The organism is Brachybacterium aquaticum, assembly GCF_014204755.1.
GTDB lineage: Bacteria > Actinomycetota > Actinomycetes > Actinomycetales > Dermabacteraceae > Brachybacterium > Brachybacterium aquaticum.
On the sequence record NZ_JACHLZ010000001.1, the window covers coordinates 2,001,405 to 2,023,006 of the forward strand.

Annotated in this window: 20 protein-coding genes and 1 pseudogene; 5 read left to right on the forward strand and 16 right to left on the reverse strand. The window is 70.8% G+C overall.

Annotation, left to right across the window (positions count from 1 at the left end; translation table 11 throughout):
• Positions 1-20 precede the first annotated feature (20 nt).
• Genes HNR70_RS08965 through HNR70_RS08975 form a run of 3 tightly spaced genes read right to left on the reverse strand, consistent with a single transcriptional unit; the run spans position 21 to position 3,293 of the window.
• A complete protein-coding gene (locus HNR70_RS08965; RefSeq protein ID WP_184325341.1) occupies positions 21-1,448 on the reverse strand; it encodes a sodium:solute symporter family protein in 1,428 nt (475 codons plus the stop codon).
• Complete coding sequence (gene solA, locus HNR70_RS08970; protein ID WP_184325342.1) at positions 1,445-2,596, reverse strand: N-methyl-L-tryptophan oxidase; 1,152 nt, start codon at positions 2,594-2,596, stop codon at positions 1,445-1,447. Before solA ends, HNR70_RS08965 begins: the two co-directional genes overlap by 4 nt.
• Entirely contained in the window at positions 2,589-3,293 is a 705-nt protein-coding gene (locus HNR70_RS08975; RefSeq protein WP_184325343.1) for a GntR family transcriptional regulator, read from the reverse strand. Before HNR70_RS08975 ends, solA begins: the two co-directional genes overlap by 8 nt.
• Before the next feature lie 157 nt (positions 3,294-3,450).
• Here HNR70_RS08975 and HNR70_RS08980 point away from each other — a divergent pair, with 157 nt between their 5' ends.
• A complete protein-coding gene (locus HNR70_RS08980) occupies positions 3,451-4,335 on the forward strand; it encodes a hypothetical protein (protein WP_184325344.1) in 885 nt (294 codons plus the stop codon).
• A 30-nt stretch (positions 4,336-4,365) separates the two neighbouring features.
• On the opposite strand, the gene HNR70_RS08985 is transcribed toward HNR70_RS08980, so the two are convergent.
• The gene (locus tag HNR70_RS08985; protein WP_184325345.1) at positions 4,366-4,710 is read right to left on the reverse strand and encodes a hypothetical protein; all 345 of its coding nucleotides are present in this window, start codon (positions 4,708-4,710) and stop codon (positions 4,366-4,368) included.
• Positions 4,711-4,939: 229 nt separating this feature from the next.
• Between HNR70_RS08985 and HNR70_RS08990 the strand changes: the two genes are divergently transcribed.
• The 3 genes and pseudogenes from HNR70_RS08990 to HNR70_RS16575 all read left to right on the forward strand — a co-directional run bounded on the left by HNR70_RS08990 (position 4,940) and on the right by HNR70_RS16575 (position 7,688).
• Complete coding sequence (locus tag HNR70_RS08990; RefSeq protein ID WP_184325346.1) at positions 4,940-5,668, forward strand: winged helix-turn-helix domain-containing protein; 729 nt, start codon at positions 4,940-4,942, stop codon at positions 5,666-5,668.
• A gap of 10 nt (positions 5,669-5,678) precedes the next feature.
• Positions 5,679-6,653: a 2,3,4,5-tetrahydropyridine-2,6-dicarboxylate N-succinyltransferase gene (gene dapD, locus HNR70_RS08995; RefSeq protein WP_184325347.1), complete on the forward strand. Its 975-nt coding sequence runs from the start codon at positions 5,679-5,681 to the stop codon at positions 6,651-6,653.
• A 161-nt stretch (positions 6,654-6,814) separates the two neighbouring features.
• Positions 6,815-7,688, forward strand: a pseudogene (locus HNR70_RS16575) (hypothetical protein).
• On the opposite strand, the gene pflA reads toward HNR70_RS16575, so the two are convergent.
• From pflA to fdxA, 6 genes are all read right to left on the reverse strand, one after another.
• Entirely contained in the window at positions 7,675-8,526 is an 852-nt protein-coding gene (gene pflA / locus HNR70_RS09005; protein WP_184325348.1) for a pyruvate formate-lyase-activating protein, read from the reverse strand. The pseudogene HNR70_RS16575 and the gene pflA overlap by 14 nt on opposite strands.
• A 35-nt stretch (positions 8,527-8,561) precedes the next feature.
• Positions 8,562-8,813 (reverse strand): autonomous glycyl radical cofactor GrcA2, encoded by a 252-nt coding sequence (gene grcA2, locus HNR70_RS09010; protein WP_184325349.1) that lies wholly within the window; start codon positions 8,811-8,813, stop codon positions 8,562-8,564.
• A 59-nt stretch (positions 8,814-8,872) separates the two neighbouring features.
• On the reverse strand, positions 8,873-11,014 hold the full coding sequence (locus HNR70_RS09015; protein ID WP_184325350.1) for a pyruvate formate lyase family protein: 2,142 nt from the start codon (positions 11,012-11,014) through the stop codon (positions 8,873-8,875).
• Between the two features lie 284 nt (positions 11,015-11,298).
• Positions 11,299-12,651 carry a citrate synthase gene (locus tag HNR70_RS09020; RefSeq protein ID WP_184325351.1) on the reverse strand — a complete coding sequence of 451 codons (1,353 nt, stop codon included), beginning with the start codon at positions 12,649-12,651 and terminating at the stop codon, positions 11,299-11,301.
• Between the two features lie 52 nt (positions 12,652-12,703).
• Positions 12,704-13,846 (reverse strand): succinyldiaminopimelate transaminase, encoded by a 1,143-nt coding sequence (gene dapC / locus HNR70_RS09025; protein ID WP_184325352.1) that lies wholly within the window; start codon positions 13,844-13,846, stop codon positions 12,704-12,706.
• 3 nt (positions 13,847-13,849) lie between these two features.
• On the reverse strand, positions 13,850-14,179 hold the full coding sequence (gene fdxA, locus HNR70_RS09030) for a ferredoxin (protein ID WP_184325353.1): 330 nt from the start codon (positions 14,177-14,179) through the stop codon (positions 13,850-13,852).
• Positions 14,180-14,378: 199 nt separating this feature from the next.
• Between fdxA and HNR70_RS09035 the strand changes: the two genes are divergently transcribed.
• Positions 14,379-14,684, forward strand: coding sequence for a putative acetyltransferase (locus HNR70_RS09035; RefSeq protein WP_184325354.1), 306 nt, complete (start codon positions 14,379-14,381; stop codon positions 14,682-14,684).
• Here the strand turns inward: HNR70_RS09035 and HNR70_RS09040 are convergent.
• The 6 genes from HNR70_RS09040 to HNR70_RS09065 form a co-directional block, all read right to left on the reverse strand.
• The gene (locus tag HNR70_RS09040) at positions 14,626-15,204 is read right to left on the reverse strand and encodes a CDP-alcohol phosphatidyltransferase family protein (RefSeq protein WP_184325355.1); all 579 of its coding nucleotides are present in this window, start codon (positions 15,202-15,204) and stop codon (positions 14,626-14,628) included. The genes HNR70_RS09035 and HNR70_RS09040 overlap by 59 nt on opposite strands.
• A 4-nt stretch (positions 15,205-15,208) precedes the next feature.
• Positions 15,209-15,649: a hypothetical protein gene (locus tag HNR70_RS09045; protein ID WP_184325356.1), complete on the reverse strand. Its 441-nt coding sequence runs from the start codon at positions 15,647-15,649 to the stop codon at positions 15,209-15,211.
• Between the two features lie 6 nt (positions 15,650-15,655).
• Positions 15,656-17,578, reverse strand: a complete 1,923-nt coding sequence (typA, locus tag HNR70_RS09050) for a translational GTPase TypA (RefSeq protein WP_184325357.1) — start codon at positions 17,576-17,578, stop codon at positions 15,656-15,658.
• Positions 17,579-17,800: 222 nt separating this feature from the next.
• Positions 17,801-19,705, reverse strand: a complete 1,905-nt coding sequence (locus tag HNR70_RS09055) for a dipeptide ABC transporter ATP-binding protein (protein WP_184325358.1) — start codon at positions 19,703-19,705, stop codon at positions 17,801-17,803.
• Entirely contained in the window at positions 19,702-20,658 is a 957-nt protein-coding gene (locus HNR70_RS09060; RefSeq protein ID WP_184325359.1) for an ABC transporter permease, read from the reverse strand. The genes HNR70_RS09055 and HNR70_RS09060 overlap by 4 nt, the downstream gene beginning before the upstream one ends.
• Positions 20,648-21,577: an ABC transporter permease gene (locus HNR70_RS09065; protein WP_184325360.1), complete on the reverse strand. Its 930-nt coding sequence runs from the start codon at positions 21,575-21,577 to the stop codon at positions 20,648-20,650. Before HNR70_RS09065 ends, HNR70_RS09060 begins: the two co-directional genes overlap by 11 nt.
• Positions 21,578-21,602 lie beyond the last annotated feature (25 nt).

A 21,602-nucleotide genomic window follows, 5' to 3' on the forward strand; every position in this document is an offset into this window, starting at 1 on the left:
TCCCAGTATGGCGCGGCGGGTCAGGCCACCGTGACAGGCTCCTTCTGCCGCACGACGATCAGGGCGACCACGTAGCCGAGGATGCTGGCGAGGATTCCGAAGATCGCGTACGGGATCGGTGTGCCGATCAGGTGCGCGCCGGCGCAGCCGACGAGACCCGCGATCATCGAGCTGAGCGCCACCGCGGCGGGGGCCGGGGCGGACTTGCGGCGAAGCATCGCGGCGATCAGCGGGACGGCGAGGATCGAGGCCGAGTAGGCGTAGGTCGCCACCAGCCAGTCCAGCGCCCGCGGGAACACGATCGCGAGGGCTGCGGCGGCGAGGGTCACGATGACCGTTGCCCAGCGGGAGACGCTCACCATGGAGATCTTCGCCTGGCGCTGCTCGGACATGAAGTTGCGGCGCAGGTCGAAGACCATGTTCGCGACGACGGACTGCAGGGCGGAGCCGGTGGTGGACACGATGGTGGCCATGAGGAACGCGCCGTACAGAGCCAGCAGCCACGGCGGCAGCAGGGTGAGGAACCAGCCGGCCGCGCCCTCGCGCCCGTCCACGCCGAGATTCGGGTTCATGGAGCGGACGGCGAGGCCGATGGCCAGGGCGTAGAAGCCGGCGAAGATGATCATCGCGGCGCTGAAGTAGATGCCCACGCGGGCCTCCTTCGCGGTGCGTGCCGCGAAGATGCGCTGGTAGTACATCTGGTTGGTGAGGGTACCGGGCAGGATCGAGAAGGCCCACAGCAGGATGGTCATCGCGCCCGCCGCGCCGAAGCCCTCAGGGATGGAGATGATGTCCGAAGGCACGTTCGCGGCGATCTGGCCGAACCCGCCGGCCGTGTGGATCGCGTAGGCGCCGATGACGACCGAGATCACGATCATGAACACGCCGAACAAGAAGTCCGACCAAGCGACCGAGGCGAGGCCGCCGGGGAGGACGACCACCAGGCTGATCAGTGCCATGGCGAGGATCAGCGGAGTCTGCGGGATGCCGGTGACCTCGGAGAACAGGCCCGCGAAGGCGACGAACTGGGTGGCGAGCCAGCCGAAGGGCACCACGATCACGGCGATCGCGGCGAGCAGCAGCAGGAGCTTGCTGTTCCCGAAGCTGCGCCCGATGATCTCGGGGATCGTGGAGAACTTGGCCTTGTGGAGCCGGCCGGCGAAGGCGGCGATGGCGAGCATGCCGATCGCGACGAACAGCTCGTACCAGAAGACCGACAGGCCCCAGGCGTAGGAGATGCCGACGTGGGCGACGAGAACGCCGCCGCCGACGGCGGTCGCGTACTGGGTGAAGGCGATGACGTAGAGCGGGAGCTTGCGCCCGCCGACCATCCAGTCCTCGTCGGTGTTCTGCTTCTTGCCGATGTAGAAGGAGATCCCGGCGCCGATGGCCAGGATGATGAAGGCGAAGATCGCGATCAGGACGGTGGTGCCGATGTTGACGTTCATGCGGCACCGCCCTGCAGGCGCGCGACGTCGAACAGATCGATGGTGTCGGCGCTGGCGCCGTCGGTGACGTAGTCCGCGGCGATGGAGCCGAGCATGGGGGCCAGCTTGAAGCCCTGCCCGGACATGCCCACGGCCAGCGTGATGCGGGGGTCGAGCGACGAGGGACCCATGAGCGGGGCACCGTCGGGGCTGACGCCCTCGATCCAGCTCGACACGCGCAGCGCCGAGGGGTCCAGGCCCGGCAGGAGTCGCTCGACGGCGCGCTCGATGGCGCGCACGAACTCGGGCTCGATGAGGCGAGGGAGGTCCTCGGGCTCATCGAGCGGCAGCCAGGGAAGGTGGTGCGGGAGGATCTTCACCGCGACGCCGTCGACGGCGGGGAAGCAGGAGAAGCCCGCCTCATCGTGGCGGCGGATGGAGATGGGCATGCGGTCCGGGCTGTGCAGCGGCACGTCCTCCGCCGCGAACCAGCCGGCGACCAGTCGCGCGGGGTGGACCTGCTGGCGGGTGACCCCGGCCAACCTGTGCGCCCAGGGTCCGGTGGCGACGACGACCTTGTCGTACGCGACAGCGTCGTCCGCGGTGTCGACCATGATCCGCTCGGCGAGGGGGCGGATGTTGAGCACCGGGGTGTAGGGGCGGTACTCGGCGCCATGGCGCACGGACTCGTCGCGCGCGGCAATGACAGCGAGCTCGGGCCGGAAGATGCCCGAAGCGGGGTCGAACACGCCGATCTCGTCGGGGTCGAGGGCGAACTGGGGGTACTCGCGGGCCATCTCGGTGGCGTCGAGGATGCGGTGCTCGAGGTCGTGGTCGACGGCGGTGCCGATCACGGTCTCGACGTCGGGGTGGTCGGGGCGGCCGAGGGTGAGGCCGCCGCACATGTCCAGGACCTTCCGGCCGGAGGACTGCTCCAGCTCGTCCCACTTCTCGAGGGAGGCGCGCAGCAGCGGGATGTAGTCACCGCCCTCCTTGTAGGCGGTGCGGAAGATGCGGGACTCCCCCGCCGAGGCGCCACGGTCGTTGGGGACGTTCCACTGGTCATAGACGGTGACCTGATGGCCGCGCGCGGCGAGCTGCCAGGCGGTCATGGTGCCGATGATCCCGGCGCCGATGACGGCGACGCGGGATGTACTGCGCTCAGACATGTCGGGTGATCTCCATGAGTTGGTTGGTGGGATGCATGTGGAAGTAGGCCGTCTCGTACGGGACGTCGCCCGCGCCGATCACGGTGCGGTGCTGGCGGATGACAGGGACGGTGGGGTCGATCTCCAGGTGCGCGGCATCCCCGGGGTTCAGGAGCTGCGCGGACAGGTGGTTGGTCAGGGTCCTCACCGACAGCCCTATGCGGGTGAAGTGGTCCTGCGTGGAGAGCGTCTCGAGGTCCTGATCGAGGATCTCCGGGACGTGGACGAGGCTGATCACGGCCTGCTCCAGGGCGATGGGACGGCCGGTCGTGTGGACCTTGAGCCGGGTGAGGACGGCGACCGGATGCTGCGGGCCGAACACCGTGGCCGTCCACTCCAGGGCCGCGGCGCTCGTGGTGCGAGTCGCGAGGACGCGGTAGGAGGTGTGCTCGGCCGGTTGCTCCTGCTCCCCGGCGAGCGCGCTGCGCACGTCGGTGCGCAGGCCCCACACGGAGACGAAGGTGCCGGCGCCCGGCCTGCGAACCACGACCCCGTTGAGCTCAAGGGCCCGCATGGCCTGCTGCACGGGCGCCCGACTGACCCCGAACTGCGCCATGAGGGCCTGCTCGGTGGGCAGCTGATCGCCCTCCACGTAGTGGCCCTGACGGATCTCGTCCTGGATCCACTCACGGATCTGCTCGTGCTTCTTCGCTGCCATGGCGTGCATCACACCACCAAATGTCATGACGTTGAGCCATCGGACCGATCCTTTATCGAAAAGTGATAACGAAACCGGACAAGAAGCCGCGCCCCGGGATTCGATCTCCCCCGCCCCGCACACCCCGCCCGGCCCCGCCGTCTGGGACCATGTGCGCATGTCGACACCGCTGCCGCCGCCGCGTCACCTCCCCCACCGGGACGGGGCGGGCCCCGCGGGCCTGCGCTTCGGCCGCCAGGCCGCCCGGATCCGCGCGATCGTCAACGCGGACCTGCTGCCCGAGGAGCGGGCGGAGGCCGACGCGCTCGTGCTCACCGCCTGGCTCACCACCGCGCAGCGTGAGCGGTACGCGCCGACGCTGCGCGCGGGCCATCAGGTGGACGAGTTCGCCCAGCGCCTGGCCGACGAGCGCCGCGTGGTGCTCGAGGAGGGCACCGACCCCGTCGCCGACGAGGCGGACTCGGTCGCGGCGGCCGAGCGCGCGGCCCGGCAGGTGCCGCTGCGGATCGTGGAGGCGGTGCTGCTGCTGGTGGCGGCCGCTTGCTTCGCGCTGACGGTGGCGTCGACCTTCCGCACGTCCGACCGCTCGATCCCGCAGGACGCGGGACCGCTGCTGGCGACCCTGCTGGTCGCGGCGCTGCTCGCTGCCGCGGTGGGCATGCTCGCCACTAGCCGCCGCGACCGGATGCTGCTGGACTGGGCCGTGTCGCGCCCGGGCCAGCTGGGTCGCGGATTGCCCGTGCGCCGCCCCCTGCAGAGCGACTCGGCCGGTCCCGCGATCGTGCGCTCGCTCGGCCCGGCGCTGCTGCTGGGGCTCGGGATCATCTCGATCGTGGCGGGCTCGGCGATCCTGCTCATCTCGCTCATGGTGCGCATCGAGGTGATCGCCACAGACCTTGCCCCGGTGTTCCTGATCGGCGGGGTGGTATGCCTGGTCACCGCGGTGGTGCTCGTGCACCTGAACGGCCGACGGGTCGAGCGCGTGGTGCGCCGGGCGCGGGCGATCGAGTGGATCGGCCCGGAGTCGGGTCTCGAGGACTGAGCGCCGGGCACGCCCGGTCGGAGCAGCGGCTCAGCGCACCGCGTGCACGCCCGAGCGCAGCATGTGGTCCAGCGCGTACTGCTGGTGTCGCTCCCGCTGCTGCCGGCGCGCCTGTTCCCGCAGTGCGCGTTCGGCGCGCTCCCCCGGCAGCGTCGCGCCGTTCCCCCAGCGCCGCCACCACGGCCGGTGCGCCGCGTGGAGCTCCTCGGTGAGGGCGTCGAGGCGGTCTCGCAGGGCGCGGACCTGGGCGAGCAGCTCGGCGGCCGACGGGTCGGCGCCGGTCACCGCAGCCGACGCTGCGCCGGTCACTGCTGCGGTCGTCAGGGGCGCGAGCGGTGCGGTCTGCGGGGTCCCGATGTGCGCTGCGGTGACCATGGTGCTCTCCTCGATGCTGCGTGGTGATCCTGTGTGGTGATCCCGTGTGGTGATCCCGTGCCGTGATCCTGCGGCCGGACGGTGCGCCTGCTCCCGGGAGGCCGGGGCTCAGCGTCCTCGGCCCAGCGTAGATCCGCACCACTAGTTGCGCAATAGATGTTGCGCATCTACTGGTGCGTAATGTCGTGTCGGGCCTCCCCGTCGGTCGCCCGGCTCATAGGATCCGAGGATGAGCACCGCAGAGGAGACGGGCGACGACCGGGCGGACCCCGCCCGCGCGCCCCACGAGGGCGAGATGCACTACGCGACCCGCGACCAGCTGCGCGCGATGGCGCATCCCGTGCGCATGCAGATCGTGGACCGGGTGGGACGGCGCGGCACCGCCCGCGCGGCGGACATCGCCGAGGACCTCGACCTGCCCGCCAACTCCGTGAGCTACCACCTGCGCACCCTCGCCCGCGGCGGCGTGATCGTCGAGGCGCCCGAGGCCGCCCGGGACCGCCGCGACCGGGTGTGGAAGCTCGCCCGCACCAGCTTCATGCACGCCCCGGGTGCGGACGGCGAGGGGGACGGCGACCCCGAGGTCACGGTCGACGAGGAGTACGTCACCGCCTCCGGGGCGACCACGATGGCGGCGCTGGAGTGGATCCGCGCCGGCTGGGTGAGCGAGATCGCCCAGCGCACCGCGAACTTCCCCGAGGCCCGCGAGCAGCAGCCGCCCGCCATGCTGTTCTCCACCCCCATGCGCCTGTCCCGTGCTCAGGCGCGGGAGCTGTTCGAGGCGGTGGAGGAGAAGCTGCTGGAGTACAACCGGATCAACCGCGACGCGCAGGGCGCGGACCTGCCTGGCGATCCGGACTCCGACGGCGAGGCGCAGGACGTGCGGGTGCTGTTCTCCCTGCTCGGCGAGCGCCCGCATCCCGCGTCGCCCGTGCGGCGCCCAGGCGAGTCTTCGTAGACTCCCTGTCATGACTTCCACGACCACGGACACCTCTCCCACCCGCGCCTGGGGCATCGGCCTGGCCACCCTCGCCGCCGACGGCTCCACCCTCGACGTCTGGTACCCCGCCCCGCAGCTGGGCGAGGCCCCGGCCGACGCGCAGTCCCAGCCCCTGCACGCCCAGCTCGCGGCCGCCGCCCGCGCCGACGAGGTCCGCGCCACGACCCAGGAGGTCGTGGTGCGCGCGATCGAGCTCGCGACCGCGCCGGCCGACGCCGCCGACGCGTACCTGCGCCTGCACCTGCTCTCCCACCGCCTCGTCCAGCCCAACGTCCAGAACCTCGACGGCCTGTTCGCGCAGCTCACGAACGTGGTGTGGACCTCCGAGGGTCCCTGCGCCGTGGCCGGCTTCGAGGAGACCCGTCTGCGCCTGATCGCCGCGGGCCGCACCCCGACCGTGTTCAGCGTCGACAAGTTCCCGCGCATGGTCGACTACGTGCTGCCCACCGGGGTGCGCATCGGTGACGCGGACCGGGTGCGCCTGGGCGCGCACCTCGCCGAGGGCACCACCGTCATGCACGAGGGCTTCGTGAACTTCAACGCCGGCACCCTCGGCACCTCGATGATCGAGGGCCGCATCTCCCAGGGCGTCGTGGTCGGCGACGGCTCCGACGTGGGCGGCGGCGCCTCCACCATGGGCACCCTCTCCGGCGGCGGCACCGAGCGGGTCCGCATCGGCGAGCGCTCCCTCGTGGGCGCCGAGGCGGGCGTGGGCATCGCCCTGGGCGACGACTGCGTGGTCGAGGCGGGGCTGTACGTCACCGCCGGCACCAAGGTGGAGCTCGTCGGCGAGCAGGGCACGGAGCCTCACGTCGTGAAGGCGCGCGAGCTCTCGGGCGTGCCGAACCTGCTCTTCCGCCGCAACTCCCTCACCGGTGCGGTGCAGGCGGTGGCCCGCGCGGGCCAGACCGTCGCGCTGAACGCCGCGCTGCACGCGAACTGACCGGGCGGGGACCGCGGGAGATGGCAGGAGGCACCCGTGCGCGCCAGGGCGCCTCACGCGGCAGTTCCGCGCGCGCGGGCGCCTCGCACGGCGGCGCCTCGCAAGGCGGCGCCTCGCGCGGCGGGCGCAGTCTCGGCCGTCATCTCGCGGTCCCGCTGGCCATGGTCCTCGTGTTCGGCGGGATCGCGGGCGGCAGCTATGTCGCCCTGCAGCGCTACGGCTCCCCCGCCCATGAGGGCACGTGCGTGGCCGCCGGGCTCGGCACCACGCACCGCTACACCACCGACCGGGTCGCCAACGCCGCGCTGATCAGCGCCGTCGCCGTGGACCGGGAGCTGCCGCCGAGGGCGGCGTCGATCGCGCTTGCTACCGCGTACCAGGAGTCGCAGCTGCGCAACATCGACTACGGCGACCGGGACTCGCTGGGCTTGTTCCAGCAGCGGCCCTCGCAGGGCTGGGGCACCGCGGCCCAGATCATGGACCCGATCCACGCCACCAACGCGTTCTACGACGCGCTGGTCGCGATCGACGGGTACGAGAGCACGGACATCAACGACGTCGCCCAGCAGGTCCAGCGCAGCGGCCATCCCGAGGCGTACCGGGACCACGAGACCGAGACGGCTGTACGCCTCGGCCCTGACCGGGCAGTCGGGCGCGAACCTCGTGTGCACGCTCGAGGCGGTCGGCTCGACCGCCTCCCCCGAAGAGGTCCGGGCCGAGCTCGAGCGGCAGTTCCCGCGGGCGCTGGAGAGCGGACGGATCACCGCCTCGCTGGACTCCGCCGCCGGGGTCGCCCCGCAGGTGCCGAACGGCGCCGGGGCGACGGCGCTCGTGATCGATCCGGGCGGGGACCGCACCCTCGGCTGGGCACTCGCGAACTGGGCCGTGGCGCGCGCGGCCGAGGACGGCGTGGTGCAGGTCAGCTACCAGGGCCGGGTGTGGGACCGGGCGCTGCGCGGCGACGAGGCGGATCTGTGGGGCACGGTCGAGGCCGGTGACCCGGAGCGGGTGGTCGTCCTGGTCAGTGGACGGTGAGCCCCCGGGCCCGGAACTGCTCGCGCACCCGCTCGACGACCTCCTTGGAGGGAGGCTGGGCGTCGCGCAGCCTGTACTCCATCCCGAGGGAGTCCCACTTGTCCTGGCCCATGTTGTGGAAGGGCAGCACCTCGACCCGCTCGACCACGTCGCGCCAGCGCTCGACGATGTCGGCGACCTTCTCGACGTTGTCCTCCGCGTCGGTCCACTCCGGGACCACCACGAAGCGGATCCAGATCGCGGTGCCGCTGCGGGCGAGCCGGTCGCCGAAGTCGATCGTGGGCTGCAGCTCGCGGCCGGTGAGCTTCTTGTAGACCTCCTCGGAGCCGGACTTCACGTCTAGCAGCACGAGGTCGACGTCCTCGAGGAAGGCGTCGTTCGCGACCGCGCCGAGGTAGCCGGAGGTGTCGATCGCGGTGTGGATCCCGAGCTCCTTGGCGGCATGGAGCACCTTCCGGGCGAAGGCGGGCTGCATGAGCACCTCCCCGCCGGAGAGGGTGATGCCGCCGCCGGTGGCAGTGAACACCTTCCGGTAGCGGCGCAGCAGGCGGAGGATCTCGTCGAGCTCCACGTCCTTCCCGCGCCGCATCTCCATGGTGTCGGGATTGTGGCAGTACACGCAGCGCAGCGGGCACCCGGCGAAGAAGATGGTCAGCCGGGTGCCGGGGCCGTCGACCGCCGTCACCAGCTCCCAGGAGTGGACCGAGGCGAGCCGGCCCTCCCTGATCGCGGTGAGGCGGTCGGAGCGGCCCAGCTCTGCCTCGGCCATGCCCTCCGTCCCGGCGCCGACGCGCCGGTTCTCGGTGGGCCTGCCCAGCAGGTCGATGCTCTGCGTCATCTGCGAGGTGATCCTGTGCTCTCTCGTCGCGGGGCTCAGGCGCCCTGGTGGAACGTGCGGTCGAGCACGTCGAGCTGCTGCTCGCGGGTGAGCTTGACGAAGTTCACCGCGTAGCCGGAGACGCGCACGGTGAGGTTCGGGTAGTTCTCCGGGTGCTCCATCGCGTCGACCAGCGTGTCCTTGTTGAGCACGTTGATGTTGGCGTGGAACAGACCGGACTCCATGTTGTGCTCGGCGCGGTTCGCCTTCATCGAGGCGAGCCGATCGTCGAAGGTCTTCGCGGCCATGATGTTCTCCTTCGAGGGTGGTGGGGTGTGTCGGTTCTGGTGGGGGTGGGGGCGGCGGGTCAGGACTCGGCCGACGGCGCCGGGCAGGCCTCGTCATCCATGACGAACCCGGCGTCCAGGATGCCGACGAGGTTCGTGACCTGCTCGTCCCTGGTGCGGCCGAGGCCCTGCGGGGTGATCGTGTTGGTCAGCGAGATGCCGTCCAGTGCGTCGTTGTAGTCGAGCTTGCCGACCGACAGCATGGAGGCGACCATGCCGTGGGTGTCGGCCCCGTTCTCCGGGTTCGCGCCCGGGGCGAAGGGGGTGCCGGCCTGGTGGCCGGAGGGGAACGCGCCCGTCGCCCGGCCGTAGACCACGTTCGAGGTGATCGTGAGCACCGACTGGGTCGGGATCGCGTCCCGGTACAGCGGGATCTCCTTGATCTTCTGCATCACCGTGTGCACGATCGTGGCCGCGATGTCGTCGGCGCGGTCGTCGTCGTTGCCGTAGCGAGGGAAGTCGCCCTCGGTGAGGTAGTCGACCACGAGGCCGGTCTCGTCGCGCACCGGGGTGACGGTCGCGTACCGGATCGCGGAGAGCGAGTCGGCCACGATCGACAGGCCCGCGATGCCGCAGCCCATGGTCCGCACGATCTCGCTGTCGTGCAGCGCCATCTCGATGGACTCGTAGGCGTAGCGGTCGTGGCTGTAGTGGATGATGTTCAGCGCCTCGACGTAGGTGCCCACCACCCAGTCCAGCATCTCCTCGTAGCGCTGCCAGACCTCGTCGAAGTCCAGCGGGCCCTCACCGGTGATCGGGGCGAAGTCGCCCGCCTTGGTGATCTGCTTGCCGCTCACCTCGTCGCGGCCGCCGTTGATGGCGTACAGCAGGGCCTTGGCGGCGTTGACGCGGGCGCCGAAGAACTGCATCTGCTTGCCCACCCGCATCGGGGAGACACAGCAGGCGATCGCGGCGTCGTCGCCCCAGCGGTCGCGGATCTGCTCGTCGGACTCGTACTGGATCGAGGAGGTCTCGATCGAGATCGCGGAGCAGAACTCCTTGTAGCCCGCCGGCAGCGCCGGGTCCCAGAAGATGGTGATGTTCGGCTCCGGGGCGGGGCCGAGGTTGCGCAGGGTCTGCAGCAGGCGGAACGAGGTCTTGGTGACCAGCGAGCGGCCGTCCTCGGAGAAGCCGGCATCGGACCAGGTGGCCCAATACGGGTCGCCGGAGAAGATCTGGTCGTAGTCCTCGGTGCGCAGGAAGCGCACGATCCGCAGCTTGATCACGAGCGCGTCGATGATCTCCTGCGCCTCGGACTCGGTGAGCGTGCCTGCGGCGAGGTCCCGCTCGAAGTACACGTCCAGGAAGCCGGAGAGGCGGCCGATGGACATCGCGGCGCCGTCCTGGCTCTTCACCGAGGCGAGGTAGGCCATGTACGTCCACTGCACCGCCTCCTGGGCGGTGGCGGCGGGACGGCGCAGGTCCAGGCTGTAGGCCTCGCCCAGGCGCACCAGCTTCTGCAGGGCCTTGATCTGCTCGGAGTGCTCCTCGCGGTAGCGGGCCCAGTGCTCGGAGAAGCCCTGGTCCGCCACGGCGTCCTTGGCGCGCTTCTTGTCGGCGATGAGGAAGTCCGCACCGTACAGGGCCAGCCGCCGGTAGTCGCCGATGATGCGGCCGCGGCCGTAGGCGTCGGGCAGGCCGGTGATGATGTGGCTGGAGCGGGCGGCGCGGATGCGCGGGGTGTAGATGTCGAAGACGGCGTCGTTGTGGGTCTTGCGGTACTGCGTGAAGATCTTCTTGACGTCCTCGTCGACCTCCTTGCCGGCCTCCGTGATGGCGGTCTCGACCATGCGCCAGCCGCCGTTGGGCATCATGGCGCGCTTGAGGGGGACGTCGGTCTGGAGGCCCACGACCACGTCGTCGTCCTCGCTGATGTAGCCCGCGGGGAAGGCGTCGATGTCCGCGGGGGTGTGGGTGTCCACGTCGTAGACGCGGCGGCGGCGCTCCTCGGAGAGGTAGTTGCGCTCCAGGTGGTCCCACACGCGCAGGGTCTTCTCGGTGGGGCCGGCGAGGAACGAGGCGTCGCCGTCGTAGGGGGTGTAGTTGCGCTGGATGAAGTCGCGCACGTCCACGGCGTCCTGCCACGGACCGGCGGCGAATCCCTTCCAGGCCTCACCTCCCGCGGCCTCGGTGCCGGGGCGATCGGTGGTGGCAGTGCTCATGGGACCCTCCTCCAGGGACGGAAGGGCCCGACCGGACCGAGCCCTTCGCGGATGTGTCCAGGCTAGGTCGCGCCGTCGGCGGTGACCCGGGCGGAAGGTCCTGATGGGCCATGCGCGGCACTGCGATCCCCGTCACGCCGATGGCGGCCCGAGCGCGCCGGGGTCGAGAACGAGAACAGCCCGATCCTGCGCCCGGATCACTGGGATCCGGGAACGGGATCGGGCTGTCTCGGAGAGCTCTCCGCGCGCTGCGGCGCGGGGTCCGACATCGCCGCTGCGAGTGCTCAGCGACGGCTGTCGAGGTCCACCTTCAGCTCGGCCAGGCGCAGCTCGGAGGTGCCGGTGCGGTCGCCCATGGCCTTGTAGGGGCGCTCGGCGTGGCCGGTGTAGATCTGGCGCGGGCGGCCGATCTTGGTCTCCGGGTCGTGGATCATCTCCTCCCACTGGGCGATCCAGCCGGGCAGGCGGCCGATGGCGAACAGCACCGTGAACATCTCAGTGGGGAAGCCGATGGCCTTGTAGATGATGCCGGTGTAGAAGTCGACGTTGGGGTAGAGCTTGCGCTCCACGAAGTAGTCGTCCTTCAGCGCGATCTCCTCGAGCTTCATCGCCAGCTCGAGCCGCTCGTCCTGGACGCCGAGGCGCTCCAGCACGTCGTCGGCGATCTTCTTGACGATGCGGGCGCGGGGATCGTAGTTCTTGTACACCCGGTGGCCGAAGCCCATCAGGCGGATCCCGTCCTCCTTGTTCTTCACCTTCTCCATGAAGTCGCGCGGATCCATGTCCCGGGCCTGGATCTCGTCGAGCATCTCCATCACGGCCGCGTTGGCGCCGCCGTGGGCGGGGCCGGACAGGGCGCCGATGCCGGCGGAGATCGAGGTGAACAGGTTCGCCTGCGCGGAGCCGACCAGGCGCACGGCGGAGGTGGAGCAGTTCTGCTCGTGGTCCGCGTGCAGGATCAGCAGCTGCTCCATGGCGCGCACGATGATGGGGTCGGCGATGTAGTCCTCCACCGGGAACCCGAAGGTCAGGCGCAGGAAGTTCTCGATGAGCGAGAGGCGGTTGTCCGGGTAGAGCAGGGCGTGGCCCTGGGCGATCCGGTGCGCGTAGGCCGCCATCGTCGGCACCTTCGCCAGCAGGCGCACGGCGGAGATCCGCACCTGCTCCTCGTCGAAGGGGTCCAGCGAGTCCTGGTAGAAGGTCGACAGGCCCGACACGCCCGCCTGCAGCACCGCCATCGGGTGCGCATCCCGGGGGAAGCCGTCGAAGAGGTGCTTGAAGCGCTCGTCGAGCAGGGTGCGCCGCTCCACCTGGGCGACGAAGTTGTCGAGCTGGCCCTTGGTGGGCAGCTCCCCGTTGATCAGGAGGTAGGCCACCTCGAGGTACGAGGAGTGCTCGGCGAGCTGCTCGATGGGGTAGCCGCGGTAGCGCAGGATGCCCTCGTCGCCGTCGATGTAGGTGATCGACGACTTCGCGTTGGCGGTGTTCATGAAGCCGGGGTCGTAGGTGACCTCGCCGGTCTCCTTGCGCAGCGGCCCGATGGCGATGCCGGAGTTGCCCTCCACAGCCGGGATGACGGGAAGGTCCAGGGACTTGTCCCCGAGGATGAGCTGAGCGGTCGTGGTGGCGTGATCCATGGGCTCTCCGTTGTGCGTGGTCGGATCGGGGTCCCGGCGCGGGACCGGAGGGTCAGAGGCGCTGAAGGCGCTGGGCGGCGGCGGCGATCCGCTCGTCGGTCGCGGTGAGAGCGACCCGGACGTGCTGCGCGCCTCCCTCACCATAGAACATCCCCGGGGCCACCAGCACACCGTGGTCGGCCAGGCCCTCCACGGAGTCCATCGCGGGCTCCCCGAAGGTGGTCCACAGGTACAGGCCGGCCTGGGAGCCGGTGATCTCTCCCCCGGCGGCGCGCAGCGCGGGCTCGAGCAGGGCGCGACGGGCGCGGTAGATCTCGCGCTGCGCGGCGGGGGCCTCGTCGTCGCCGAGCGCCGCGGTCATCGCGACCTGGACCGGGCCGGGAAGCATCATGCCGGCCTGCTTGCGCACCGCGACCAGCTCCCCCACCAGGGCCGGGTCGCCGGCCACGAAGGCGGCGCGGTAGCCGGCGAGGTTGGACTGCTTGGACAGCGAGTACACGCACAGCACGTTCTCGAGGGAACCGCCGTTGACGCGCGGGTCCAGGATCGAGGGGACCTCGTCCACGGTCCAGGGCAGCAAGGCGTAGCACTCGTCGGAGGCGACGACGATCCCGCGCCTCCGGGCCCAGGCGAGGACCGCGGCGAGCTGCGCGGCGTCCATCACCTCGCCGGTGGGGTTGGACGGGGAGTTCAGCCACAGCAGGCCGATGCGGTCGGCGGCCGACGGGTCCGGCAGCGCCGCGTCGCCCTCGGCGGCCAGGCGCGCCATGTCCACGGGCAGCGACTCGGCGCCCACGAAGCGGGCGCCCATGTCGTAGGTGGGGTAGGCGATGTGGGGGAAGGCGATGACGTCGCCCGCGCCGAGACCCAGCTGGAAGGGCAGGTGGGCGACCAGCTCCTTGGAGCCGACGGTGGGCAGCACGGCCTCGACGCCGAGCTCCGGGCTCGCACCGCGGTGGCGGATCACGAAGTCGACCAGCGCCTCCCGCAGGGCAGGGGTGCCGATGGTGGTCGGGTAGCCGGGGCTGTCCGCGGCATCCGCCAGGGCGCGCTGCACTGAGGCGGGGGTCGGGTCCACGGGGGTGCCGACGGAGAGGTCGACGATGCCGTCCTCATGAGTGCGGGCGCGGTCTCCGGCCGCGGCGATCGCGTCCCAGGGGAAGGCGGGCAGGCGTCCGGCGAGGGAGTCGCGCACGGGTCAGTCCAGGGGGTTCGACTGCGGGGGCAGGGCGGCGATGAGGGGGTGGTCCTTCTCGATCACGCCCATCTTCGCGGCGCCGCCGGGCGCGCCGAGGTCGTCGAAGAACTCGACGTTGGCCTTGTAGTAGTCCGCCCACTGGTCGGGCAGGTCGTCCTCGTAGTAGATCGCCTCGACGGGGCACACGGGCTCGCAGGCGCCGCAGTCCACGCACTCGTCCGGCTGGATGTAGAGCGACCGGCTGCCCTCGTAGATGCAGTCCACGGGGCACTCGTCGACGCAGGCACGGTCCTTCACGTCGACGCAGGGCAGGGCGATAACGTACGTCATGTGCGACTTCCTTCCGTCGGAGACGTCCTCCATCATCTCATCCCCGTCCGGTCCGTGAGGGCCGCGGGGCGGCCTCGCCGCAGGAGGTGACAGGACCCACAGGGCTCCCCCGCCGGCCCGAGCGTCGCGAGCGCCGTCGACCGGGCGGGCCCGCCGGCCGGACCGAGCGCGACGCGAGCCGGAGGGATAGCCTTCCGGGATGGCTCTCCCCGATCCTTCCCCCTCCCCCGCCGGCGCTCCCCCGCCTGACGCGCACCGCGTCCGGCCCGGCTGGGCGCCGTTCCTCGAGGTGGGACGGCGGGTGGTGCTGCGCTATGCGATCGACCGCAGCTCCACTCCGCACGGCGAGTCGATGACCGATGCGCTCGGCACGATCCTCGGCGTCGACGACGCGGCCGTGCGGGTGATGACGCGGCGCGGCGAGGTGTCGGTGCCGCGCGCGCTGGTCATCGCTGCGAAGGAGGTGCCTCCGCCGCCTCGGCGGCCGGAGCGCGTCGCGCCCTGAGGATGTAGCCGGCGCCCGAGAGGGCGTGCATGACGACACCGATCCAGAACAGGATCTGCGCGGGGCGGATCAGGCCGGGCGCCCACGCCGCGGCGGCGACCAGCAGGAACACCGAGGTCATGAGCACGAAGGTGCGCACCTTGCCCAGCCACGACACGGAGATTCGCCCGCCGAGGGCGGCGGAGGTGGCCAGCAGCGCCGTGGCCAGGTCCACCACCACGATGATCACGAGCCCCGCCCAGGGGATGAGGTCCATCGCGGCGAGGGTGAGCACGATCGCCGCCAGGCCCAGCCGGTCGGCGATCGGGTCGATGATCGCGCCGGTGCGGCTGGTCTGATCCAGGGCCCGGGCGAGCATGCCGTCGACCCAGTCGGTCGAGGCCCACACCAGCAGCAGCACCACCGCGAGGGTGACCGGGCCGTCCAGCAGCAGCAGGCACACCGGCAGCAGCAGGACGAAGCGGACGAGGGTGACGAGGTTCGGGAGCGTCGCCCAGTCGGGGCGGGTCGAGGCGGCCATGCGCTCAGCGTGCCCGACGACGGGACCTGGGGGCCAGCGTGATCACGAGCGCGGTGAGGAAGGGGATCCCCACCCCGAGGCCCTGCACGATCCAGCCGGAGAACTGCGCCTGACCGGCGATCTCGGCAGGCATGAGCACCCCGCCGCCCGCACCCTCGCCGAGGAAGGGGGTGGCGAGGATGCCCCACAGGGAACCCAGCACGAGCAGCGGGAACCGGGTGCCGGTCGCGGCCCACAGGAACACGCTGATCACGACCTGGAGCACCGCGCCGAGGACGAGCCCGGCCGGGAGGTCGATCCCGGCCAGGGTCACCTCGGCGCGGTGGGTGGCGACCATGAGCAGCACCGAGACGATGGCGAGGACGATCGCCATCGCGGCCTGGCCGAGCCGGGCCCCGAGCGAAGTCGTGTCGACCCCGGCCCGCGGGTGCTGCGCGCTGGTCACCTCACATCACTTCCCGGACTTGGCCTTCGAGGAGGCACGGCGACGCTCGTTCGGATCCAGGATCACCTTGCGGATGCGGACGATCTCGGGGGTGACCTCGACGCACTCGTCCTCGCCGGCGAACTCGAGGGACTCCTCGAGGGTGAGCTTGCGCGGCGGGACCAGGTTCTCGAAGCTGTCCGCGCTCGCGGCGCGCATGTTGGTCAGCTTCTTCTCCTTGGTGATGTTCACGTCCATGTCGTCGTTGCGGGAGTTCTCGCCCACGACCTGGCCGGTGTACACCTCGGAGGTCGGCTCGACGAAGAACGAGCCGCGCTCCTGGAGGTTGATCATCGCGTAGGGGGTGACCACGCCCGGGCGGTCGGCGACAAGCGAGCCGGTGGCGCGGAACTCGATCGGCCCCATCCACGGCTCGTAGCCGTCGGCGTAGGAGGAGGCGATGCCGTTGCCGCGGGTCTCGGTCATGAAGCGGGTGCGGAAGCCGATCAGGCCGCGCGAGGGGACCACGAACTCCATGCGCACCCAGCCGGAGCCGTGGTTGCTCATGGTCTCCATGCGGCCCTTGCGCGAGGCCATCAGCTGGGTGACGGTGCCGAGGTACTCCTCGGGCACGTCCACGGTCATCCGCTCGACGGGCTCCTGGACGGTGCCGTCGATGGTGCGGGTGAGCACCTTGGGCTTGCCAACGGTCAGCTCGAAGCCCTCGCGGCGCATCTGCTCGACGAGGATCGACAGCGCCAGCTCGCCACGGCCCTGCACCTCCCAGGCGTCGGGGCGCTCGGTGGGCAGCACCTTCAGGGACACGTTGCCGACCAGCTCGGAGTCCAGGCGGTCCTTGACCTGGCGGGCGGTGAGCTTGTGGCCCTTGCCGTTCTTGCCGGCCAGCGGGGAGGTGTTGATGCCGATGGTCATCGAGATCGCGGGATCGTCGATGGAGATCAGCGGCAGCGGGCGGGGGTCGTTCACGTCGGCGAGGGTCTCGCCGATCATGATCTCCGGGATGCCGGCGACCGCGACGATGTCGCCCGGGCGGGCGGGGCGGGTCATCGGCTCGCGGGAGAGGCCCTTGGTCTCCAGCAGCTCGGTGATCTTCACGGTCTTCACGGAGCCGTCCTGGGTGCACCAGGCGACCTGCTGGCCCTTGGTCAGCTCGCCGTTCTTGACGCGCAGCAGCGCCAGACGGCCGAGGAACGGGGAGGCGTCGAGGTTCGTGACATGCGCCTGCAGCGGCATCTCGTCGTCGTAGGTCGGGGCCGGGATCGACTCGAGGATGGTCTTGAACAGCGGCTCGACGGTCTCCTCGTCGGGGAGGGTACCGTCGACGGGCTGGGTGGTGGAGGCGCGGCCGGCCTTGCCGGAGGCGTAGACGACGGGGACGTCGAGCACGGCGTCCAGGTCGATGTCGGGCTGCTCCTCGGCGAGGTCGGAGGCCAGGCCCAGCAGCAGGTCGGTGGACTCGCCGACGACCTCGTCGATGCGGGCGTCGGGACGGTCGACCTTGTTGACGACAAGGATGACCGGCAGCTTCGCGGCCAGCGCCTTGCGCAGCACGAAGCGGGTCTGGGGCAGGGGGCCCTCGGAGGAGTCCACCAGCAGCACGACGCCGTCGACCATGGACAGGCCGCGCTCGACCTCGCCGCCGAAGTCGGCGTGGCCGGGGGTGTCGATCACGTTGATGGTGATGCCGTCGGGCTCGCCCGCCGCGGCGGCCGACGGGCCGGTGTACCGGATCGCCGTGTTCTTGGCGAGGATGGTGATGCCCTTCTCGCGCTCGAGCTCGCCGGAGTCCATCGCCCGCTCGTCATGCTTGTCGCGCTCGCCGAAGGCGCCGCCCTGCGTGAGCATGGCGTCCACCAGGGTGGTCTTGCCGTGGTCGACGTGGGCGACGATGGCGACGTTTCGCAGGTCGGTGCGGTGCTGGATGGTCATACGCAGGTGCTCGTTTCAGGTAGCGCGTCTAGGCGAGGACCGAGCAGCGCCCGGTCGCACGGCGGGTGCGACCCGCTCCAGGGCCCTGGCGAGTCTAACCGCCGCGCGGCCTCCCACCAGGGGGTCGGGAGTGAGACGTTCGACGCGCCGGGGCCCGCGGCGTCGTGATGACGTCGCGGGCCCCGGGGTGCGGGCGGTGCTCCTGCGCGGTGGCGCGACCGCTCAGACGTGTCCGGCCTGCGCGAAGGGGTCGATGATGTCGTCGGGCCCCTCGCCGCGCTCGTCGCCGGTCTCGTCGGCCTCCCCCACGGGCGTCACGACGTCGATCGTCTCGGCGCCGGCCAGCGGGATGGAGCCGCCGGGGATCGCCGCGAGCAGGCGCTTGGTGTAGTCCTGCTGCGGGGAGTGGAAGACCTCGTCGGTCGTGCCCTGCTCGACGACGCGCCCCTTCTCCATGACCAGGGTGCGGTCGGCGACCTGCCGCACCACCGCGAGGTCGTGGGTGATGAACAGGTAGCTCAGCCCCAGCTCGGCCTGCAGGTCGTTGAGCAGCTCGAGCACCTGGGCCTGGACGAGCACGTCCAGCGCCGAGACGGCCTCGTCGCAGATCACGACCTCCGGGTCCAGGGCCAGCGCCCGCGCGATCGCGATGCGCTGGCGCTGGCCGCCGGAGAGCTCGTTGGGGTAGCGCTGCATCATCGCCGCGGGCAGGGCGACCTTGTCCAGCAGGTCGCGGACCTTCGCCTCGCGGGACTTCGCGGTGCCGATGCCGTGCAGGCGCAGCGGCTCCTCGATCGTGCGGTAGATCGAGTACATCGGGTCCAGGGTCCCGTAGGGGTTCTGGAAGATGGGCTGGACCCGTCGGCGCAGGGCCTTGAGGTCCCTCCCGCGGAAGTCGGTGACGTCACGGCCCTCGAAGAGCACCCGCCCGGAGGTGGGCTGCAGCAGGCGCAGCACCATCTGGGCGACGGTGGACTTGCCCGAGCCGGACTCGCCCACGATCGCGGTGGTGGTGCCGCGCTCGAGCTCGAAGGAGACGTCGTCCACCGCGAGGAACGGCGTGGACTTCCACGGCACGCTGCCGCGGATCGGGAAGGACTTGGTGAGGTTCTGGACCTGGATCACCGCGTCCGGGCTCGCCGCGACGGCGCTCCCGTCGGCCGACGGGACCTCGCCCGCCTGGGCTCCCAGCTCCGCGTCCAGTCCGTGCCCGGCCTCGTGGGCGAGCTCCTGCACCTGCTCGCGGGCCTGCTCGCGCACCTCGACGCGCTTGGAGGCGGAGACCAGGCGACGGGAGGCGAGCGACGGGGCCGCCGCGATGAGGCGCTTGGTGTACGGGTGCTGCGGGTTCTGCAGCAGCTCGAGCGCGGGCCCGGACTCGACCACGCGGCCCTTGTACATCACCACCAGATGCTGGGCACGCTCGGCGGCCAGGCCCAGGTCGTGGGTGATCAGCAGCACCGCGGTCCCCAGCTCGGTGGTGAGCGAGTCGAGGTGGTCGAGGATCTGCTGCTGCACCGTGACGTCCAGCGCCGAGGTGGGCTCGTCGGCCACCAGCAGCTTCGGCCGGGCGGCGAGGCCCATCGCGATCAGGGCGCGCTGCTTCATGCCGCCGGAGTACTCGTGGGGGTACTGGCCGGAGCGGCGCTCGGCGTCCGGGAGACCCGCCTCCTCCAGCAGCGTCACCGTGCGGCGGCGGGCCTCCTCGCCGCGGGCGATGCCGTTGGCGGAGAGGGTCTCCTTGATCTGGGTGCCGACCTTCCACATGGGGTTGAGGTTGCTCATCGGGTCCTGCGGGACCAGGCCCACCTGGTCGCCGCGCAGCACGCGGATCTCCCGCTCGGACACGTGGGTGATGTCGCGGCCCTCGAAGAGGATCTGCCCGCTGGTGATCTTCCCGTTCTTGGCGAGCAGGTGCGCGATCGCCATGGCGGTGGTGGACTTGCCCGAGCCGGACTCGCCCACGATCGCGACGGTCTCGCCCGGATACACCTCGAGGCTCGCCTCGCGCACGCCCTTCACGGGGCCGGTACCGGTGGTGAACGTGATCTCGAGGTCCTTGATCTCGAGCAGCGGCTCGCCGATCCGGGCCTGGGTGGCATCGCTGGTCTGGGGGACGGCGCTCATCGCTTCCTCGCCTTCGGGTCCAGGGCGTCGCGCACCGCGTCGCCGAGCATGATGAAGCTCAGCACGGTGATGGCCAGCGCCATGGAGGGGTAGAACAGCATCATCGGCTGGGTGCGCAGCGCGTTCTGCGCCGCGGAGATGTCGCGTCCCCAGGAGACCGCGCTGGTGGGCAGGCCGACGCCGAGGAAGGACAGGGTCGCCTCGGCGACGATGAACACGCCGAGGTTCACGGTGGCGGTGACGATCACCGGGGCGATCGCGTTGGGGATGACGTGCTTGAGCAGCACGCTGCCCTTGGCGGCGCCGAGCGCGGTCGAGGCGGTGACGAAGTCCTGGGACTTCGTGGAGATCACGGAGCCGCGCATGATGCGGGCGACGTTGGTCCAGCCGAAGACGCTCAGCACCAGCACCACGGTCCACATGTTCATGTGTCCCAGGCGGGTGGCGATCACGATCGCGCCGAGGATCATCGGGATCGCGAAGAAGACGTCGGTGACGCGGGAGATCAGCTCGTCGAACCAGCCGCCGATGTACCCGGCGAGCGCACCGATGGTGCCGCCGAGCAGGGTCGAGCCGATCATGGTGAAGAAGCCGATCAGCACCGAGGTGCGGGTGCCCCACACGGTGCGGGCGAGGATGTCGTAGCCCTGCACGGTGGTGCCGAAGACGTGCTCGGCGCTGGGGGGCTTGGAGCCCTGGGTGATGTTGCCGTAGCGCGGGTCCTGGTCGGTGAAGACACCGGGGAAGGCCGCGACGAACAGCACGAAGAGGATCAGCAGCGCCGACAGGATGAACACGGGGTTCCGCACCAGGTTGTGGGCGGCCTCGGCCCACAGGGAGCGGGGCGAGCTCGAGGTGTCGGCGGCGTCGACCGCCTGCAGCGGGGTCTCGTCGAGCGGGGCGACCCAGTGCTCGGAGCGCGGGCGCCGCGGGGAGCGGGTGTCACTTGGCATAGCGGATCCTCGGGTCGAGCACGGCGTAGAGCAGGTCCACGACGAGGTTGGAGAGCAGGAAGATGATCACGAGCAGCGTCACCAGCGCAACGATCATCGGGGCCTCGCCGTCGTTGATCGAGCGGAACAGGAGCGTGCCGACGCCGGGGATGTTGAAGATCCGCTCGGTGACGATCGCACCGCCCATGAGCGCGCCGAGGTCGGCGCCGATGAAGGTGACCACCGGGATGAGCGAGTTGCGCAGGATGTGCTTGCCGATCACGCCGCCGCGGGAGAGGCCCTTCGCGGTGGCGGTGCGCACGTGGTCGGCGGTGGCGGTCTCGGCGATCGACGTGCGCGTCAGGCGCAGCACGTAGGCGAAGGAGACCGCACCGAGCACGATGCCGGGCAGCAGGAGGTTGCGGAAGCTGGGATCGCGGCCCACGTTGATCTCCGCGATCCCGAGCTGCACGCCGAGCACGAACTGGGCGACGAAGCCGATCACGAAGGTCGGCACCGCGATCAGGGTCAGCGACAGCAGCAGCAGCGTGGTGTCGATCCAGGTGCCCTTGCGCAGGCCGGAGATCACGCCCGCGACGATGCCGAACACGGTCTCGACGGCCACGGCGATGAGGGCGAGCTTGATCGTGGTCGGGAAGGCGGCGGCGATCTGGTCGATCAGCGGGCGGCCGTTGAAGCCGACGCCGAGGTCGAAGGTCAGCACGTTGCCGAGGAAGATCAGCCACTGCACGAGCACGGGCTTGTCGAGGTTGTACTGCTCGCGCAGCTGCTGCTCGACGGCGGGGGAGATCGGCTTGTCACCGGCGAGGGTGAGGATCGGGTCGCCGGAGGCCGCGAAGGCCAGGAGGTACACGATCAGTGTGGCGCCGAGGAAGACGGGGATCATCTGCAGCAGGCGCCGCCCGATGTACCAGAGCACGTCGTTCCCTTTCGATGGTGGGGAG

Coding starts and splice junctions, on each gene's coding strand:
- HNR70_RS08965 (WP_184325341.1), bottom strand. CDS start 1,448: ATGAACGTCAACATCGGCACCACCGTCCTGATCGCGATCTTCGCCTTC.
- solA (WP_184325342.1), bottom strand. CDS start 2,596: ATGTCTGAGCGCAGTACATCCCGCGTCGCCGTCATCGGCGCCGGGATC.
- HNR70_RS08975 (WP_184325343.1), bottom strand. CDS start 3,293: ATGGCAGCGAAGAAGCACGAGCAGATCCGTGAGTGGATCCAGGACGAG.
- HNR70_RS08980 (WP_184325344.1), top strand. CDS start 3,451: ATGTCGACACCGCTGCCGCCGCCGCGTCACCTCCCCCACCGGGACGGG.
- HNR70_RS08985 (WP_184325345.1), bottom strand. CDS start 4,710: ATGGTCACCGCAGCGCACATCGGGACCCCGCAGACCGCACCGCTCGCG.
- HNR70_RS08990 (WP_184325346.1), top strand. CDS start 4,940: ATGAGCACCGCAGAGGAGACGGGCGACGACCGGGCGGACCCCGCCCGC.
- dapD (WP_184325347.1), top strand. CDS start 5,679: ATGACTTCCACGACCACGGACACCTCTCCCACCCGCGCCTGGGGCATC.
- pflA (WP_184325348.1), bottom strand. CDS start 8,526: ATGACGCAGAGCATCGACCTGCTGGGCAGGCCCACCGAGAACCGGCGC.
- grcA2 (WP_184325349.1), bottom strand. CDS start 8,813: ATGGCCGCGAAGACCTTCGACGATCGGCTCGCCTCGATGAAGGCGAAC.
- HNR70_RS09015 (WP_184325350.1), bottom strand. CDS start 11,014: ATGAGCACTGCCACCACCGATCGCCCCGGCACCGAGGCCGCGGGAGGT.
- HNR70_RS09020 (WP_184325351.1), bottom strand. CDS start 12,651: ATGGATCACGCCACCACGACCGCTCAGCTCATCCTCGGGGACAAGTCC.
- fdxA (WP_184325353.1), bottom strand. CDS start 14,179: ATGACGTACGTTATCGCCCTGCCCTGCGTCGACGTGAAGGACCGTGCC.
- HNR70_RS09035 (WP_184325354.1), top strand. CDS start 14,379: ATGGCTCTCCCCGATCCTTCCCCCTCCCCCGCCGGCGCTCCCCCGCCT.
- HNR70_RS09040 (WP_184325355.1), bottom strand. CDS start 15,204: ATGGCCGCCTCGACCCGCCCCGACTGGGCGACGCTCCCGAACCTCGTC.
- typA (WP_184325357.1), bottom strand. CDS start 17,578: ATGACCATCCAGCACCGCACCGACCTGCGAAACGTCGCCATCGTCGCC.
- HNR70_RS09055 (WP_184325358.1), bottom strand. CDS start 19,705: ATGAGCGCCGTCCCCCAGACCAGCGATGCCACCCAGGCCCGGATCGGC.
- HNR70_RS09060 (WP_184325359.1), bottom strand. CDS start 20,658: ATGCCAAGTGACACCCGCTCCCCGCGGCGCCCGCGCTCCGAGCACTGG.